Origin of the sequence: Kutzneria chonburiensis (assembly GCF_028622115.1) — a bacterium.
GTDB lineage: Bacteria > Actinomycetota > Actinomycetes > Mycobacteriales > Pseudonocardiaceae > Kutzneria > Kutzneria chonburiensis.
In genome coordinates this window covers 3,152,817-3,169,254 of sequence record NZ_CP097263.1, presented here as the reverse complement: position 1 = coordinate 3,169,254, position 16,438 = coordinate 3,152,817, and the positions used below count along the sequence as shown (strand labels likewise).

7 protein-coding genes and 1 pseudogene are annotated in these 16,438 nt (G+C 70.4%); 5 read left to right on the top strand and 3 right to left on the bottom strand.

Annotated elements, in window-relative coordinates; genetic code table 11:
* Window positions 1-104 precede the first annotated feature (104 nt).
* The 5 genes and pseudogenes from aroA (at window position 105) to M3Q35_RS14350 (ending at window position 7,168) form a co-directional block, all read left to right on the top strand.
* Window positions 105-3,101 carry a 3-phosphoshikimate 1-carboxyvinyltransferase gene (aroA, locus tag M3Q35_RS14375; protein WP_273942242.1) on the top strand — a complete coding sequence of 999 codons (2,997 nt, stop codon included), beginning with the start codon at window positions 105-107 and terminating at the stop codon, window positions 3,099-3,101.
* A 23-nt stretch (window positions 3,102-3,124) separates the two neighbouring features.
* Window positions 3,125-4,285 (top strand): acyl-CoA dehydrogenase family protein, encoded by a 1,161-nt coding sequence (locus tag M3Q35_RS14370; RefSeq protein ID WP_273944352.1) that lies wholly within the window; start codon window positions 3,125-3,127, stop codon window positions 4,283-4,285.
* Window positions 4,282-5,112, top strand: coding sequence for a 1-cyclohexenylcarbonyl-CoA reductase (chcA, locus tag M3Q35_RS14365; RefSeq protein ID WP_273942241.1), 831 nt, complete (start codon window positions 4,282-4,284; stop codon window positions 5,110-5,112). The genes M3Q35_RS14370 and chcA overlap by 4 nt, the downstream gene beginning before the upstream one ends.
* Window positions 5,112-6,064, top strand: a pseudogene (locus M3Q35_RS48885) (oxidoreductase); the annotation flags it as partial. The gene chcA and the pseudogene M3Q35_RS48885, both read left to right, overlap by 1 nt.
* Entirely contained in the window at window positions 6,059-7,168 is a 1,110-nt protein-coding gene (locus tag M3Q35_RS14350) for an FAD-dependent oxidoreductase (RefSeq protein ID WP_273944350.1), read from the top strand. The pseudogene M3Q35_RS48885 and the gene M3Q35_RS14350, both read left to right, overlap by 6 nt.
* Here M3Q35_RS14350 and M3Q35_RS14345 read toward each other — a convergent pair.
* The 3 genes from M3Q35_RS14345 to M3Q35_RS14335 form a co-directional block, all read right to left on the bottom strand.
* Window positions 7,143-9,749, bottom strand: a complete 2,607-nt coding sequence (locus tag M3Q35_RS14345; RefSeq protein ID WP_273942240.1) for a LuxR family transcriptional regulator — start codon at window positions 9,747-9,749, stop codon at window positions 7,143-7,145. The genes M3Q35_RS14350 and M3Q35_RS14345 overlap by 26 nt on opposite strands.
* A gap of 887 nt (window positions 9,750-10,636) precedes the next feature.
* Window positions 10,637-13,333: a helix-turn-helix transcriptional regulator gene (locus M3Q35_RS14340; RefSeq protein ID WP_273942239.1), complete on the bottom strand. Its 2,697-nt coding sequence runs from the start codon at window positions 13,331-13,333 to the stop codon at window positions 10,637-10,639.
* Window positions 13,333-15,846, bottom strand: a complete 2,514-nt coding sequence (locus M3Q35_RS14335; protein ID WP_273942238.1) for a helix-turn-helix transcriptional regulator — start codon at window positions 15,844-15,846, stop codon at window positions 13,333-13,335. The genes M3Q35_RS14340 and M3Q35_RS14335 overlap by 1 nt, the downstream gene beginning before the upstream one ends.
* Window positions 15,847-16,438 lie beyond the last annotated feature (592 nt).

The window sequence follows — 16,438 nt, the reverse complement described above, 5'->3', positions numbered from 1 at the left end:
ATGGGCGGCCGGCCCGGCCGAACTAGGGGTCGCTAGGGGACAGCGAACCGATCCGATGCTGAGAGCATTCACCAAGGCGAAATGTCTAGGAGTGGACATACCCCATGCATCTTCTCGTCAAGGGAATTCAGCACCGGATCACCGGTGACATCATCGTGCCGAACTCCAAATACCATGCGCACCGCGCCCTCATCCTCGCGTCGCTGGCCGACGGGGAGAGCCGGATCCACGGCCTCTCCGACGCCCGGCACGTCGAGTACACCGTTCGGCTGCTGCGTGGCCTCGGCGTGCGGATCACCCGCGAGGGCGACACCTTCGTGGTGCGGGGACGCGGCGGCCGCTACCGGCCGGTCCGGGACACGGTCTCGGCCGGCAGTTCCGGCACCACCCTCTATTTCATGATCGGGCTCGCTTCCCTTTCGGACAGCGCGGTCACGATCACCGGGCAGAAATACTTCCGGAACCGCCCCGTCGGCCCGCTGCTGCGAGCCCTTGAACAGATGGGTGTGCGCCTGGAGTCGGCGGACGACTGCCCGCCGATTCAGGTGCACGGCCAGCGGCCCGCGGGCGGTGAGGTGACCATTGCCGGCACATTGTCGCAGTGGATTTCCGGGCTGCTGCTGCTCGCGCCGTTCGCCACCGGCCCCACCACCATCACCGTGAGCGGGGAACTCAACGAACGCACCTATCTGGAGCTGACCGTCGCGATGATGCGGCAGTTCGGCCTCGAGGTGACCGTAACCCCCGACTGGCGGCGTTTCGAAGTGGCGCCGCACCAGAGCGTGCGGCCGACCGAGCTGACGCTGCCGCCCGACATCGGCTCCGCGGCGTTCGCCATCGCGACCGCCGCGCTGCACCCCGCCGACGTGGTGCTGCGCGGCATCCCGAGCCTGACCGGCGGTCCCGCCGACCACCCCGAGTTCGACTTCATCGACATCGCCCGCTCCATGGGCGTTCCGATGGAACTGGACGCGGCGGCCGGCGGCGTCCGGATCCAGCAGGACGGCCCGCTGCTGAAGGCCGTCGAGGTCGACTGCCGTGACGTGCCGGACATGCTGCCGATCCTGTCCACCCTCGCCACCTTCGCGCACGGCGAGTCGGTGTTCCGCAACGTCGCGCACACCCGGCTCAAGGAGTCCGACCGGGCCGGCGCGATGCTCCAGCTCAACACCATGGGGGCCGAGCTGGCGCTGGCCGACGACACCCTGCGAGTGTCCGGAGTGGACGGTCTGGTCGGCGCGGAGTTGTCGTCGTACAACGACCATCGGGTGCTGATGTCGATGGCCGTCGCCGCATCGCGGGCCCGCGGCCACTCCACGCTGTCGTACCCCAACGCCTATCGCATCTCGTACCCGGGCTTCCTCGACATGCTCAACGCTGTCGGCGTGCCGGCGTCCGTCGAGTCCGGTCCCGCCCGCGCCACCCGCAGCCGTGGCCCCGACCGCGTCGTCGCGGATCCCGACCAAGCCGCCCAGGTCACCCTGCCCGAGTGGCTGACCCGGCACGCCGCGGCCCGGCCTGGTGACACCGCCGTCGTGGACGTGCGTCCGGACGGCGATTCGGTCGTCACGTGGAGCGAGCTGGCCGGCCGGGTGGACAAGGCCGCCGCGCTGCTGCTCGACCTCGGTGTGCGGCCGGGCGAGATCGTGGCCTACCAGCTGCCCAACCGCATCGAGTTCGTGGTGCTGTCGTTGGCGGCCCTGCGGATCGGCGCCGTCTGCTGCCCGATCATGCCGTTCTTCCGCGAACGCGAACTCGGCTTCGTCCTGCGGCATTCGCTGGCCCGTGTGCTCGTCGTCATGGACGAGTACCGGTCTCGGCGTCCCGCGGACGAGGCCGTCGCCCTCGCCGCCACCGGCGGCCCGGACACGACGAACCTGCAACACGTCGTGGTGCTGGCCCGATCGGGCGGCTCCAGCCGACTGCCACGGCCGGCTCCGGCCGGCGTCCAGTTGCACGACTGGGCGAGCGCTTTGGAGGCGACGACGGTCGACCGGGCAGCGCTTGACGCGATCCACCCGTCGGCCGATGCGACCGCGCAGCTGCTGTTCACCTCCGGCACCACCGGCGAGCCGAAGGGTGTCGTGCAGCCGTCCTCGAACCTGGTTCGTGCCGTCTCGATGGAGATACGGCACCTCGGCCTCGGCGCCGAGGACGCCGTGTGGGTGCCGTCCCCGCTCGCCCACCAGACCGGCTTCCTGTACGGGATGACGCTGGCGACCGTGCTGGGCGTGCCCCAGATCCTGCAATCCGAATGGGATCCGCGGCGTGCCGTCGTCTCGCTGAACGACCACCGGGCCACGTTCGTCCAGGCCGCCACGCCGTTCCTGGCCGACCTGGTGAAGGCGGTCGAGGAGATCGGCGAGGCGCCCAAGCACCTGCGGATCTTCGTGGCCACCGGCGCAACCGTGCCGCGGTCGCTGGCCGAGCACGCGAGCGAAGTGTTGGGCACCAAGGTATGCGGTGCCTTCGGCACCACCGAAACCTGCCTCGGTGCGCTGTCCACACCGACCGACGCGCCGGAACTCCGTTGGGGCACCGACGGTCGAGTCCTGGCCGGCGTGCGGCTGCGGGTCACCGACGACCGCGGCGCGGTGCTGCCGGCGGGCGCCGAGGGCAACTTCGAGATCCTCTCGCCGACGACGTTCGACGGCTACCTCGACCGACCCGACCTGACCGCCGAGGCCTTCACCCCGGACGGCTGGTTCCGCACCGGGGACCTCGCGGTGCTGGACGAATCGGGCCATGTCCGCATCACCGGCCGGATCAAGGACGTGATCAACCGCGGCGGCGAGAAGATCCCGGTGGCCGAGATGGAACAGCTGCTGTTCGGCCATCCCGCCGTCGACGACGTGGCCATCGTGGCCATGCCCGACGACCGGCTCGGCGAGCGGGCCTGCGCGTTCGTCGTGCTCAGGGACGGCGCGCTGCTCGACTTCGACGAGATGTGCCGCTACCTGGACGGGCACCAGACCGCCAAGCAGTACTGGCCGGAACGGCTCCAGCTCGTGCCCGACCTGCCGCGCAACCCGATCGGCAAGGTCCAGAAGTTCGAACTGCGGGCCAGGGCACGCCACCTGCGCCCTCATGCCGTGCAGTGAAAGGAGAGGACGCAGTGCGACAGATGATGGACGGGCAGCAGTTCGACAAGCTCCGCGACGCCGTCGAGCAGTGGGTGCGGGGTCCGGGCGAGCGCTGGGCCGAGCGGATCGAGGAGACCGGTGAGGTGCCGGAGGCGGTGTGGACCGAGCTCAACGAGCTCGGGTTCCTGCGGCTGGCCGCCCCGCTGGAGTACGGCGGCCAGGGCATCGGGTTCACGCAGTGGATGGAGCTGATGGAGATCTTCTCCCGCTCCCACGGCTCCCTGCGCATGATCGTCCATGTCGTCAACGGCATCTGGCGGTCGATGGACGGCCACGCCTCCGCCGAGCAGCGCAAGCGCTTCGTCGTGCCGGCCGTGCTCGGCAAGATCAAGATCGCTTTCACGCTGACCGAGCCGGGCAACGGAACCGGCGCCGACATCACGACCTCGGTGGTGCGGGAGGGCGACACCTACTACCTGTCCGGCCACAAGCACCTGATCACGTTCGGGATGCGCTGCGACTACTACCTGCTGGCGGCGCGGGTCGCCGGCAGCACGGGCCACGACGGCACGGTCGCCCTGCTGGTGCCGCGGAACGCGCCCGGCGTACGGGCCGAGGATGCCTCCAACACCATGGGCGTCACCGGCACCGACCACGCCTCGATCGTCTTCGACCGCACCCCGGTTCCCGTGGACCACCGGCTCGGCGAGGAAGGGCAGGGGCTGGCGGTGTTCCTCGGCGGATTCCTTACGCCGTCGCGGATTTCCGTCGCGATGAGCTGCGTCGGCCTCGCCCGGCGGGCCCAGCAGCTCGCCGTCGACTACGCCCGCTCCCGGGTGACCTTCGGCAAGACTTTGACCGAGCGCCAGGCCATCCAGTTCATGCTGGCCGAGAACGCGGCCGACATCGAGGCGGCCCGCCAGCTCGTGCTGCACGCCGCGCGCCGCTTCGAGGAGGGGGCAGAGGACGCGTCCATGCAGTCCTCGATGGCCAAGATGCACGCGGTGACGATGCTGACCACCGTCACCGACAAGGCGTTGCAGATCCACGGCGGACTCGGCTACTGGAAGTCCCAGAAGATCGAGCGCGTCTACCGTGACGCCCGCGCGCAGCGCTTCGAGGAAGGCACCAACGAGGTGCAGAAAGCCGTGGTCTTCCGCGAACTCCTGCGGCAGGCCGGAACCACTGGAGCCGCGCGATGAGCGACAAGCAGTCAGACGACGCCACGATCTCCCTGATCACCGGCGCCTCGCGCGGCATCGGACGGGCCCTCGCGCTGACGCTGGCCCGCCAGGGCGGCACCGTGGTCGTCAACTACAAGAAGAACGCCGACCTGGCCGAGAAAACCGTTGCCGACGTCGAGGAAGCGGGCGGGCGGGGCATCGCGGTCCAGGCCGACGTCGAGACGGCCGACGGTGTGACGGCCCTGTTCGACGAGGTCGACAGGCGCTACGGACGGCTGGACCACTTCGTCTCCAACGCCGCCGCCAGCGCGTTCAAGAACATCCTCGACCTCCGCCAGCACCACCTGGACCGTGCCTATGCCATGAACCTGCGGCCCTTCGTGCTCGGCGCCCAGCAGGCCGTCCGGCTGATGGACAACGGCGGCCGCATCGTCGCGTTGTCGTCCTACGGATCGATCCGCGCCTTCCCGACCTACGCCGCGCTCGGCGCGATGAAGGCGGCGATCGAGGCGTGGGTGCGGTACATGGCGGTCGAGTTCGCGCCGTACGGGATCAACGTCAACGCGGTGAACGGCGGCCTGATCGACTCCGACTCGCTGACCTACTTCTACGGCGTCGACGGCATGCCCGAGATGGACAGCGTCCTGGCTCGCGTCCCCTCCGGGCGACCCGGAACCGTGCAGGAGATGGCCGACACGGTCGCCTTTCTGCTCGGCGACGGCGCCGGCTACCTCACCGGCCAGAGCCTGGTCGTCGACGGCGGCCTGAGCGTGGTCGCGCCGCCGTTCTTCGCCGACGCCGGCGAAGCGCTGCGGCTGCCGCCCCGCCCGACCCGTGATTCCTGATGTACGACAACGTGTTCCGGGCCGGTGCTATCGGCACGATGGAACTCCCGCATCGCATCGTGATGGGCGCGATGCATCTCAACCTGGAGACCAGGGACGATGACGGCACGGCCCTGGCCGCGTTCTACGCCGAGCGCGCCGGCGCGGCGCTCATCGTCACCGGGGGAGTGGCGGTGAACGCCGCCGGCGTGGGCGGCCCCGGGTATGCGGTGATCGGCGACCCTCGAAGCCGTACGGCCCTCGCGGCGGCGGTGCGGGCGGTGCACGACCGCCGTGGGCGGATCGCGCTCCAGCTCTTCCACGCCGGGCGGTATGCCAAGCCCGAAGACGGCGGCGTTCACCCGGTCGCCCCGTCGCCCGTGCACAGCAGCTTCAATCGTTGCACGCCAAGGAAATGACCCACGCGGACATCGCGGCCACGATCGACGACTTCGTCGAGGGCGCGCGCACCGCGCGGGCCCTCGGCTTCGACGCCGTGGAGGTGATGGGCTCCGAGGGCTATCTGATCAACCAGTTCACGGCACCGTTGACCAACCAGCGTGACGACGCATGGGGCGGTGACGCCGAACGGCGGCGCCGGTTTCCGCTGGAGGTGCTGTGCCGGATCCGCGCCGCCGTGGGCCGGGACTTCCCGGTGCTCTTCCGTATCTCCGGGAACGACCTGGTGACCGGAGGAACCCCGGCCGCCGAGGTCACCGCGCTCGCGGTGGCGCTGGCCGGGGCCGGGGCCGACGCGCTGTCCGTCGGCGTGGGCTGGCATGAGTCACCGGTGCCCACCGTGCAGTCCGAGGTCCCCGTCGGCACCTGGGCGGCCAGTGGCAAAGCGCTGAAACGCGCACTGCTGGCCGCCGGCCACCACGACGTCGCCGTGATCACCGCCAACCGCTTTACCAGCATCGCGCAGGCCGACGAAGCCCTGTCCGGCGGCGAGCTGGACTTCGTGGCCATGGCCCGGCCGTTCCTGGCCGACCCGGAGATCGTCGCCAAGTCGGCCGCCGGCCGCCCCGACCAGGTCACCCTGTGCATCGCCTGCAACGAGGCGTGCATCGACCGCTCCTTCGGCGCGGAACCGGTGTCGTGCCTCGTCAATCCCCGGGCCGGGCACGAAGTCGAGTTTCCCTCATCTCGTCGCGGTGGCCGGTCCGGCCGCTACGTCGTGATCGGCGCCGGCATCGCCGGCCTTGAGGCCGCCCGCACGGTGGCCGGCCTCGGCCACCAGGTCGAGGTGTACGAAGCGGCGGCCCAGCCCGGCGGTCAGTTCCGCCTGGCCGCCCAGGTGCCGGGAAAGGCGGACTTCGCCGAGACCATCGGCCACCACGTACAGGAATTGCTCGACGCCGGCATGCCCGTGCACCTGGGCCGTCGCATCGGCGTCGAGGACATCCCGGAGCTGCGGTCGTTCGACGGCGTCGTGTTGGCCACCGGCGTCGTCCCCGCCCGGCTATCCCTGCCCGGCGTGGAGCTTCCCCATGTGCGGGACTACGCCGAGGCTTTCGCCGATCCCGAAGCGCTCGACGGGCGGGTGGTCATCATCGGCGGCGGTGGCATCGCCGTCGATCTGGCCCACACCTTGACCGCCGACCCGAAGGCCAAAGCCACGCCGGAGGAGTTCCTCGCCCGGTACGTCGAGGGCGACAGCATCCCGCGGCACGGCGCGGAGTCGTCCGCGCGGCGTGAGGTCACGCTGCTGCGGCGCGGTCGCCGGATCGGCGAGGGCATCGGCCCCAGCACCCGCTGGGTCGTCATGCAGCACTTGAGGTCCGCCAGCGTGCGGATGCTCACCGGTATCACCTACCGGGAGATCACCCCCGCCGGCGTCGTCGTCACCGACGCGGAGGGCACCGACCGCTCCATCGCCGCCGACCACGTCGTCCTCGCCGTCGGCCAGCTCCCCGTGCAGGATCTCGTCGCGCCGTTGAGCGAGGCCGGTATCCCGGTCGTCACCGCCGGCGGCGCCGTCGGTTCCGACGGCCTCAACGCCGTCCGCGCCACTGCGGAGGGCCTGCGTGCGGCACATCGAGTGGTCGGTCTCAGCCGCTCCGTTCACGGCTCATGAACACGGTCGAGAACTTGTCCAGCAGGTCCTCGCGGTGCCGTACGCCGAGTTTGCGGTAGATCCGGGTCAGGTGCTGCTCGACGGTGCTGGCGGTGATGAACAGCTTGCCGGAGATCTCCCGGTTGGTGTGGCCACAGATCGCCAGCACCGCCACGCGCCGTTCGGCGGAGCTCAGCTCGGCCAGTTCCGGGTGCTGGTCGACCGGTTGTTTGTCCCGCCCGGCCCCCTGCGCGTCCGCGGTGACGAGATCGAGCAGCCGACGCGCCTCGCACTGCTCGGCCATCCGCTGCGCCCGCTTCGACGTGGTCCGCGCCAGGTTCAGCCGCGAGGTCTCCCGGTAGGCGGCCGCCAGCTCGGTGAGCGTGTACGCGAGCTGCAACCGGCTTCCGTAGCGTTCCAACACGTCCGCGGAGGACTTCAGCAGGGACAGCCGCCGGCCTTCGTCCCTCGTGGTCCTGGCGATGAGGCGCAGTGTGATCCCGTGGACGGGCTTTTCCTCGCTGGGGAGCCGTTTCAGCTGTTGCTGGAGGATCTCCCGGGCGCGGGCCACGTCGCCGAGAGCCAGATAGGTCTCCGCCATCCCGCAGCGCCAGGCCACCATCAGGTCGGTCCGGTCGGCGATCGTGGGCGCCTCGCCGCGGAGGGCGGCGCTCATGTCCCGGCAGGTCTCGAAGTCGGCCAGCGCCGCGTGCAGCCGACCGGTCGCCAGGTGGTACCGGCCGCGGGCGTTCACGTACTGCAGGCCGTCCCATCGCTGGTACACCGCGACGGGAACGGGACGGTCGAGCACCTCGGCGGCCTCCTGCGGCCGGCCCATCTCGGTCAGGGTCTCGACCAGCAGTGAGGCGATGACGACGACCTTCGAACCCCATTCGTGCCACGGCTTGTGCGCGAGGGCCGTCTCGAGCAGCCGGTGCGCGGAACCGAGGTCGCCGAGCTCGAACGAGATCTTCGCCTGGACGACGGCCACCAGGGCCTTCCACAGCGGGGACGGATACGCCTCGAGCGCCTCGGACAGCTGGGTGAACCACGGCCGCGCGGCGGGCAGCGAGCCCATGTGGTCCAGCGCGCTGCACGCGAACAGCAGGGTTTCCACGGCCGAGGACTGCACACGGATGCCCTGGAGCACCTGCTCGGCCCAGAAGGTCACCTGGGCCCGGTTGCCCCCGTTCATCGAGTCATGGATCTTGCGCAGGCCGAGGAGGAGCGAGTGGACGTCGGCTCCCGGTCCGTAAGGCTCGTCGGCCGCACTCGACGAGCACAGTTCCACCGTCTCCCAGTCGATCGGCATGCCGTTCCACAGGCTGTAGAGCGCCTCGGCCAGACCGACCTCGACCGGATGCGGTGACTGCGGCGATTTCTCCCGCATGAGGGGCATCAACTCCGCGGCGAACTCCGCGCAGCCGTGCCACAGCGCCACTCGAACCAGAAACGCCAGGTCGGTCGCGTTCAACACGCCGCGGCGGGCGGCGCGGCAGAGCGTCGGCAGCAGGGAGCCGACCAGCCCGGGGTCGGTCAGCCAGGTGGTGCGCAGCAGCAGCATCTCCACGGCGCAGCGCTCATCGGGACCGACGGCCGAGACCTTGGCCAGTTTGAGCAGCCGGCTGGCCATGTCCGTGTCGCCGCCCTTCAGCGCCCGGTTGACCAGGCCGAGGACGAGGGGCAGATCCCACGGTGCGGCAATCCTGCCCGCCGCGGTGAGCTGCTCGACGACCTGCGCCAGGGGCAGGCTGTCCTCGAACAGCACGTGGGCCGCCCGCGAATGCAGCTCGCCCCGCGCGGTGAAACTCTCGTCCTGAAGCAGCGCACGGCGCATTTCCGGCCGCAGACAGCCGCCGACCAGCATGCCGAGGTCGTTGAGCGAGCCGAGGATCCGGCCGGCCGTGGCGGTGTCGATCCCGAGCAGCCGGGCCAGCCGCGGCTGGGTCGCGAGGCCGTCGAGCACGGCCAACGCGTGGGCGCCGCGGCGGATGTCGGGCAGGTCCGTGTCACTGATCATCACCCGGACGCTGTCGTGGAAGTCCGTGTCGACGATCGGCGCCGCCCTGGTCGGCTCGGCCGACGTGAACCACTTGCGCACCAGCAGGTCCACGAGCAGCGGGTTGCCGCCGGTCAGGTCGTGGATGTCGCCGGCCAGCTGTTTGGTCGCGGGAGCCGGGAGCGAAGCGGGGAGCTGCGGCAGGTGCTCCGTGATGCGCCGGGCGATCTGCTTGCGTCCCAGCAGCCACAGCCGGACCACGCTGGTGTACGGCAGCCGCAGGACGTCGGTTCGCAGGTCGTCGCAGTAGGAGACGGCGTGTCCCGTTCGCTCGGCCATGGCCAGCCGGATGCACGTCCCCTTCAGCCGCCGGGCCAGGAAGCGCAGAAACCGTCGGGAGGGGCTGTCGACATAGTTGATGTCGTCGACGGCGATCAGCAGCGGCCGTTTCGCGGTGGCCCGCAGGAGGCGGTCGTACACACGTTCGTTGGCCAGGTCGGACGAGTCGTGGCCGAGTTCGGCGATGGCCGAGGACGAGTCGGCGGTGTCGTCGAGGTCGCCGCCCCCGTCGGCCGCGTCCAGCTGGTCCAGGATCTGCCGCATGACGCCGAAGGGGAGTTGTACTCGTTCAACCAGCCCGTCGCCAACAGGCTGAGCATTCCCGATTCCGTCGCTGATTCACAGATTCGGCTGAGCACGGTGGTCTTCCCTGCGCACTTCGGTCCGCGAAGGAGTAGGAGCCCGCCCTTCGCCTCCCAGGCGTCCAGCTCCGGGGCGCCGTGTTCCGACCCGTACGATCCAAGGAAGCAGCTCACCTCTGGAGATCCTCTCGCAAGAAATACACATGCGCACACGTGTGACCGCTGTGTCGTGCGGCGCGGAAAACCCGCCACGGATCACACGACGGCGCCATCGGCGCAATCGCGGCATTGAGTGTGCGCTGGTCGAGTTCGGCCGGTCACCAGGGACCGCGACAACTCGCGCAGCATTGTTTGTCCACCACGAACTACATGCCTTCGGCCCAGGTCAGGGGGTCATGGACGATATTATTCATGACCGAAAAGAACGCGAGGCCGATAACAGTTGCGCACTCCGAATGGCTTGGCAACACCCCAGTTGCACGTAGCGTGTGATCGTCCGCACCGCATCGCGAAATGCCGTGATCACCTCCATCCCTTGTCGTCGGCGGCCGCGACGCCCCGCCGGATGCGGGGACGGCCTCTTTGATTGTCGTATCGGGCGGTTCGATAAGGCAACTATAGTCCAGATCGACAACGGTCAGTCGCGCCGTGTTCACCTTGAGTTCGTCGGGCTAAGTTCCGTTGCCCGAAGAGTCACCCCGGTTGAAGCGTGTCTGACGTGGGTCTTCCCGGGTACTGCTATAGCCAGCGGTGACGATGGATGTGATGGCGCGACACTAATCCAAAAAGACCGGCCAGGGGCCGGGTGATGGCTTCGATTACGCTTTTCGGTGTGTTGACGGAGCCACATCACTCCCCGGCCGCGCCGTCGAACGGAATGACGTCGCGCAGGCCGCTGCGGCCGGTGATACCCAGTTTGGCGTAGGTCGCGTACAGGTGTTGCGCGACCGTGCGCGGCGACAGGTGCATCCGGTCCGCGATCTCACGGTTGCGCAGGCCGTCAGCGGCGAGCCGGGCGACGCGCTGCTGCTGTCGGGTGAGTGCGGAGAAGTCTCCGGTGGCGACGGGCCCGCCGGCCACACCCGCGGCTCGAAGGTGAGCGCGAGCGCGAAAAGCCAGGGCGCTGGCCTCCAACCGGGTGAAGGACTCGACGGCCTCGGCCAGCAGCGGACGGGCCTCGACCGGGCGGTGGTGTTTGCGCAGCCACTCGGACATGTCCATCACGGCGAGGGCACGGGACAACGGCCAACGCTGGGACACCGGCAGGCGCAGAGCCGCGCGGAAGTGCTTCTCGGCGGTGCGATCGCCGTCGATCAACGCGGCGGCGTGGTGGATGAGCAACGTCATGCGAACCGTGGGCCGCGGGCCGGCGCAGGTGCGCACGGCGGCGAGCACCGGCGCCGCCCGGTCGACCCGGCCCGATCGCCACGCGGCGATCGCCAGCTGACCGATCGCCCGTGGGGACAGGAAGTGGTGCCGCGGACTGCCGTCCGCGTCGAACAGGGCCCGCAGGTGGAGGTAAGCGTTTTCCGGATTGCCCGAGGTCAGCGCGGCCGCGCCCGCGGCAATCAGCACAAGCGCGTGCACGGACCGGTTGTCGTCCAGGTCGACCTGATGCCACACGTCGTCGAGCAGGGCCGTCGCCGCGTCGCCGTCGCCGCGGTAGGCCGTCAACAAGGCTCGCAGCGCGGTCACCTCGACGTGCAGCCGGTCGGCCCGCGCCACGGTCGCGACATGCTGTCCGTACCGGATCATCGCGTCCGCCTCGCGCCAGCGGCCGGTGTCGATCAGCGCGGAGATCATCGCCGGGAAGCAGTCGAGGAACTCGCCGCGCTGCTCGCGCGTGCGCGCGTTGGCGAAGCCCTGCTGGAAGAGTTCGACGGCCAGTTCCGACTCGTCCGCGTGCCAGGCCGCGGTGCCCAGCGCCAGCAGCTGTGTCGGGCTGGTCGACGTCCGGCAGGCGTACTCGATCCGACGGCGCGATTCGGCCGGCAGCCGCCCCGGCGCGATCGCCGCCCTGGCGTAGATCACCAAGTCGCCGCTCAGGTGGCCGGGCCCGGTGCGGACGTTGTGCAGCAGTCGAGATACGGCAGCCCGGTGCGCCGGATCCCCGGAATGGAAGGCGATCGAGGCCGCGACCGCCAGCAGCGACGCCATGAGCAGGCTTCGGGGCGGTGTCTCGGCCAAGGCCGGCGACACCTCCGCGAAAGCGGCGTGTTGGTGGGACAACTGGGAAAGCGCTCGCGCGCAGGCGCAGGCGGCGACCGCGAGCGACTCACGGTCGTCGGTGGTCGCCCGGAGCACCGCGGCCAGTTCACGGGCCCAGCCTGGATCGCCCAGCCGGCCGGCCGCGGTGGTTGCCTTGGTGTAGCGGCGTCTTCGCTCGTCCGGGTCGTCACTGCGCCGGGCCGCGGCCACGTACGCGCAGGTCGCTTCCAACAGCTCGCCGGTGGCCAGGTCGGCGGCGGCTTCGAGCTCAGCCGCGGCCTCGGCCCGGTCGGCGCCGGCGTGGGCCAGGTGCCAGGCTCGCGCGCCGGGATCGTCGGCCGTCACGTCCGCGAGGTCGCTGTGCGCGCGGCGCATCCCCTCCTCGGTGGCCGCGTGCAGCGCCGCCATCCGAGCCAGCGGGTGGGTGAACACGACGTGCTCGGCGACGATGGTCACCACGCCTGACTGCTCGGCCGCCGCCCAGTCGGCCAGCCGCAGCTTGACGCCGGCCGCCCGGGCGATCACCGCCAGCCTCGGACGGCCGTGCGCGGCGGCGGCATAGGTCAGCAGTGCGCGCGTCTGCTCGGGCAGTCGGCCGATCTCGTCCAGAAAGAGCCGGGCCCGATCCGGCAGCGAGGTGTACACGTCATGGCCGACCGCGTGTAGCGCGCCGAGCTCGACGAGGGTAAGCGGATTGCCTTGCGCGCGAACGAGGATGTGACGTCGCGCCAGGCCCGTCGGTGCGCCGGGCCTGCTGTCGAGCAGCCGGGCGCTGGCGTCCAGGGGTAACGGCTCCAGCACCATCGTGGGGATGGTGGCATCGACGGCGGGCGGGGTGGCCTCGCCGACGGCACTCAACACAACAGTGAGCGGCCGCCCGCCGATGTGCCGCTGGACGAACGCGATGGCATCGAGGGACGGCTGGTCGAGCCGGTGGGCGTCGTCGATCACCACGACCAGCGGCGAACGGCTGGTGGCAGCGTCCACGATGGACAGTGCAGCGCTGCGCACGAGCGCCGGGTCGTCCGGCAGGTCGAGTGTCGGTTCGAAGGCCCACGGCGGCTTCATGCCCGTCGCCCGCGCGTCCGAGAGCAGCTGGCGGAGCAACCGGTGCAGGGCGGTGAACGGCCGATCGTGCTCCAGCGGTCGGCCGCGAAGGGCCGCCACGGCCCGATTCCCGGCTGCCGCGTGCTCAGCCGCGAGTTCCAGCAACGTCGACCGGCCGGTGCCGATGTCGCCGAGCACCAGCAGTGACGCGGGCGAGCCGTCCACAATGGACTTGATGCGGCCCAGTTCCCGGTCGCGGCCGACAAGGCGGCTGGCGCAGGCGGTGGCCATCAGCACTCCACCACCGAACGGAGCTGATGGCGGTTGCTGATCCCGAGCTTCGCGTAGGCCTCGCGAAGGTGGGAGTCCACCGTGCGGGCGGAGAGCAGCAGGCGAGCGGCCACATCCTGGTTGCGCATACCGGTCGCCACGAGCTGCACCACCCGGCGCTGCTGCGCCGAAAGCACTGACAGGCGGTCGTTTCCGCTCTCCTCGTCGTCCCCGCCACAGGCACGCAACTCGCCGCGGGTCCGGTGCACGAGCAGCGCCGCGCCGAGCTCGCTGAACGTCTCAAGTGCGGTGGTGAACAGCGGGCGGGCCTCCACGCTGCGCCGCTGGCGGCGCAGCCACTCCGCGAAGTGCAGCTGGGCCAACGCGTGGTCGAACGGCCACTGGTCGGCCCGCGGATTCGCCACGGCCGACACGAAATACCCTTCGGTGTCCGGGCCGTCGCCGAGCAGCGCGGCCGCGTGGCCCAGCCGAAGTCGCTGGCGGGCGGTCATCTCGGGCTGCTCTTGTAGCGCGCCAAGGAGACGGGCGCATTCGCGGTGCTCGCCGACGCGCACGCCGGCCTCCACGAGTTCGACGATCGAGCGGTGGCTGAGGGCAGGGTGCAGCGGCGTGACGTCCGCGCCGAACAACGCCCGCAAGTGGCGATACGCCATGCCGCAGTCGCCGACGGCCAGCGCGGCGAGGCCGGCCGCACGGCGCAGCATTGCCGTGCCGGCACGGTTTTCCTCGGTGGGGACAATTCGCCATGCGCAATCCATGACGTTCGGCGCGGGTGCGCCGCGCTTCGCCGCGAGTTCACCGCGCAGCGCCGCGACCCAGACCTGTGACGCCACGATTTCTCGTGCCCCGGCGAAGTTCGCCAGTGTCGTCAGCATGGTGGCGGCCGTGTCCCATGCCCCGGTGTCCAGCAGCGCCTGCATCAGGTGTAACACCCACGGCCCGGTGAGCTCGACGCCGTCCTGCTCGACCAGTTCGGTGAAGACCGGCGCCAGATGCGAGACGCAGGCCGCGCTTTCGTCGGCGTACCAGGCGATCTCGCCGACGGCCGTCAACCAGGAACGCGACGGCTCGGCCGGTACCGGCAGGTCGGTCAGCTCCAGGGCACGCCAAGGCTCGGTGCGTACCCGCACGACCGCCTGCGCGATCTGGTCGGGGATGTCCGGCAGCAACTCCGCCACCGCCGTCCGCTGATCCGGCAGACCGGACCGGAAGGCGATCTCACTCAACACCGGGATCCCGTCCGAGGACACGCGGCTGTGCAGGTGGGCGAACGCCTCCCGCTGTCGCCCGGCCAGCGACAGCGCCTGTCCGACGTGCCGGGCGGCCTGGTTCAACGCCTGTGGATCGTCAGTACGGGCCAGCAGTTCGGTGTGCAGTTCACGCACCCACGCCGGCGCGCCGAGCCGGTCCGCCGCGGCCATCGCGCCGAGATACCGGCGTACCTGCTGCGCCGGTTCGGGACTGCACTCGGCGGCGCGTTGCAGCGCTTCGGCCTCCGCACAAGCGTCCTGCTCCGGCGCCGTGGCCTCCAGGGCCGCCGCGACTGTCTCGTCGCTCGCCAGACACGCCTGCCCCAGGTGCCACGCCTGGCGATCGGCCGGCGTGGCGCCGTCACGAGCGATGTCCAGGTGAGCCTGTTGACGTTCAGCGGCGGTCGCCCGCCAGTAACATGCCGTCGCGGCAAGGGGATGCTCGAAGCGGACCTCGCCGTGCTCGAGTCGGACCAGCCCGGCGGTCTCGGCCGGCTTCCAGTCCATGAGGTCCGCCGGGGTGACGGCGGTGGCGCCCGTCGCGGCGCGGAGCACCAGCGAACGGGTTCGGTCCGGCAGACCCGCGCTGCAAACGTCGAGCATTTGTCGGATCCGTGTGAATCCCCGGCCACCGGCGTGGGCACGGCACAATTCGACAATCGCCAGGGGATTGCCGGCGGCCTCGCGCAGGATTCGCAGCCGGGTCCGCCCGCTGGGCCGGTGGGGCTGCGCATCGGCCAGCCGGGCCGCGTCGGCATCGGTCAGCCGGGACAGCTGGAGCACCGGCATGGTCGTCCCGATGCCGACCGGCGGCCGCCGGGCCGAGATCAGCAGGGTGATCGGGACGGCGCTGGTGTGCCGGCCGATGTGGCCGAGCAGCCGGGCCGAGTGCCGGTCGAGGTGCTCCGCGTCGTCGACGGCCAGCAGCAGGGGAGCCTCCAGGCCGGCCTCGACCAGCGCGGCGGCGACGTCCTCGCCGGCCACCTCGGACCACGCCGGCTGATTGCCGAGGACGGCCAGCAGCTGATGCAGGGCCCCGAACGGCACCTCGGCCTCGGCGGCGTTCGCCCGCACGTGCAGCACCCGGGTACCCTGCGCGGTTGCGTCGGCGATGCCCGTCGCCAGCACGGCCGTCTTGCCGGACCCGACGCCGCCCAGGACGAGCAGTGCACGGAATTCCCTCCGCCCCTCGGACACCGCGGCGACAACCCGCGCGCACTCGGCCTCTCGCCCGATCGGGCGCAGGTCGGGCGGGCTGTGCATGCTTCCTCCTCGTGCGGTCGCCGCGGGTATCGGGTACGGGTGTTCGGCCCGCCATGCCGGGTCAAGTCAATTCGCCGATGGCCGGCCGGGCGTTGCGTGTATCGGAGAAGAATTGATGGACAACCCCTTGAGTTGAAATCGGTTCCATGATGCCGGCGTTCGATGGTGTCCGGCATCGGTGGAACGACTCAACGTGGGTGGTCGAGCCGATGGTCGTGGCGAAGTTCCCAGGTCACAGCCTTGCGTGCGCCTCGACGCCCGGTGGCCGCGTAGGGATCACAGGGGCGGACGGACCAGGAAATCTGCCCGAACATGACGGATGAAGAACTTTCAAATACCGCGGGGCTGGATCGTCAAAAGTTAAGCGCGGCGACGTGTTCATCTGGAACTTGATGAAACAACCGTGGCCTGGCCGGCACTGGAGCGGCGGCGGCGACAGCGGCGCGGGTTCGGGGCGATGACATGGCTGGCGGGCCTCCATCGTTAGGAAAGTTTCCTAACGTATTGAAGCATCCGCGGCCGCCCCTGTCACGAGATCAACTTCGCGCCCCCGCTGTGCCGGCGACGGGCGTGCGAGGACTGCTCGGCTCGC

Excerpts from the sequence above, each read along its gene's own strand:
- aroA (WP_273942242.1), top strand. The coding sequence starts at position 105 with ATGCATCTTCTCGTCAAGGGAATTCAGCACCGGATCACCGGTGACATC.
- M3Q35_RS14350 (WP_273944350.1), top strand. The coding sequence starts at position 6,059 with ATGGCCCGGCCGTTCCTGGCCGACCCGGAGATCGTCGCCAAGTCGGCC.
- M3Q35_RS14340 (WP_273942239.1), bottom strand. The coding sequence starts at position 13,333 with ATGGCCACCGCCTGCGCCAGCCGCCTTGTCGGCCGCGACCGGGAACTG.
- M3Q35_RS14335 (WP_273942238.1), bottom strand. The coding sequence starts at position 15,846 with ATGCACAGCCCGCCCGACCTGCGCCCGATCGGGCGAGAGGCCGAGTGC.
- chcA (WP_273942241.1), top strand. The coding sequence starts at position 4,282 with ATGAGCGACAAGCAGTCAGACGACGCCACGATCTCCCTGATCACCGGC.
- M3Q35_RS14345 (WP_273942240.1), bottom strand. The coding sequence starts at position 9,749 with ATGCGGCAGATCCTGGACCAGCTGGACGCGGCCGACGGGGGCGGCGAC.
- M3Q35_RS14370 (WP_273944352.1), top strand. The coding sequence starts at position 3,125 with ATGATGGACGGGCAGCAGTTCGACAAGCTCCGCGACGCCGTCGAGCAG.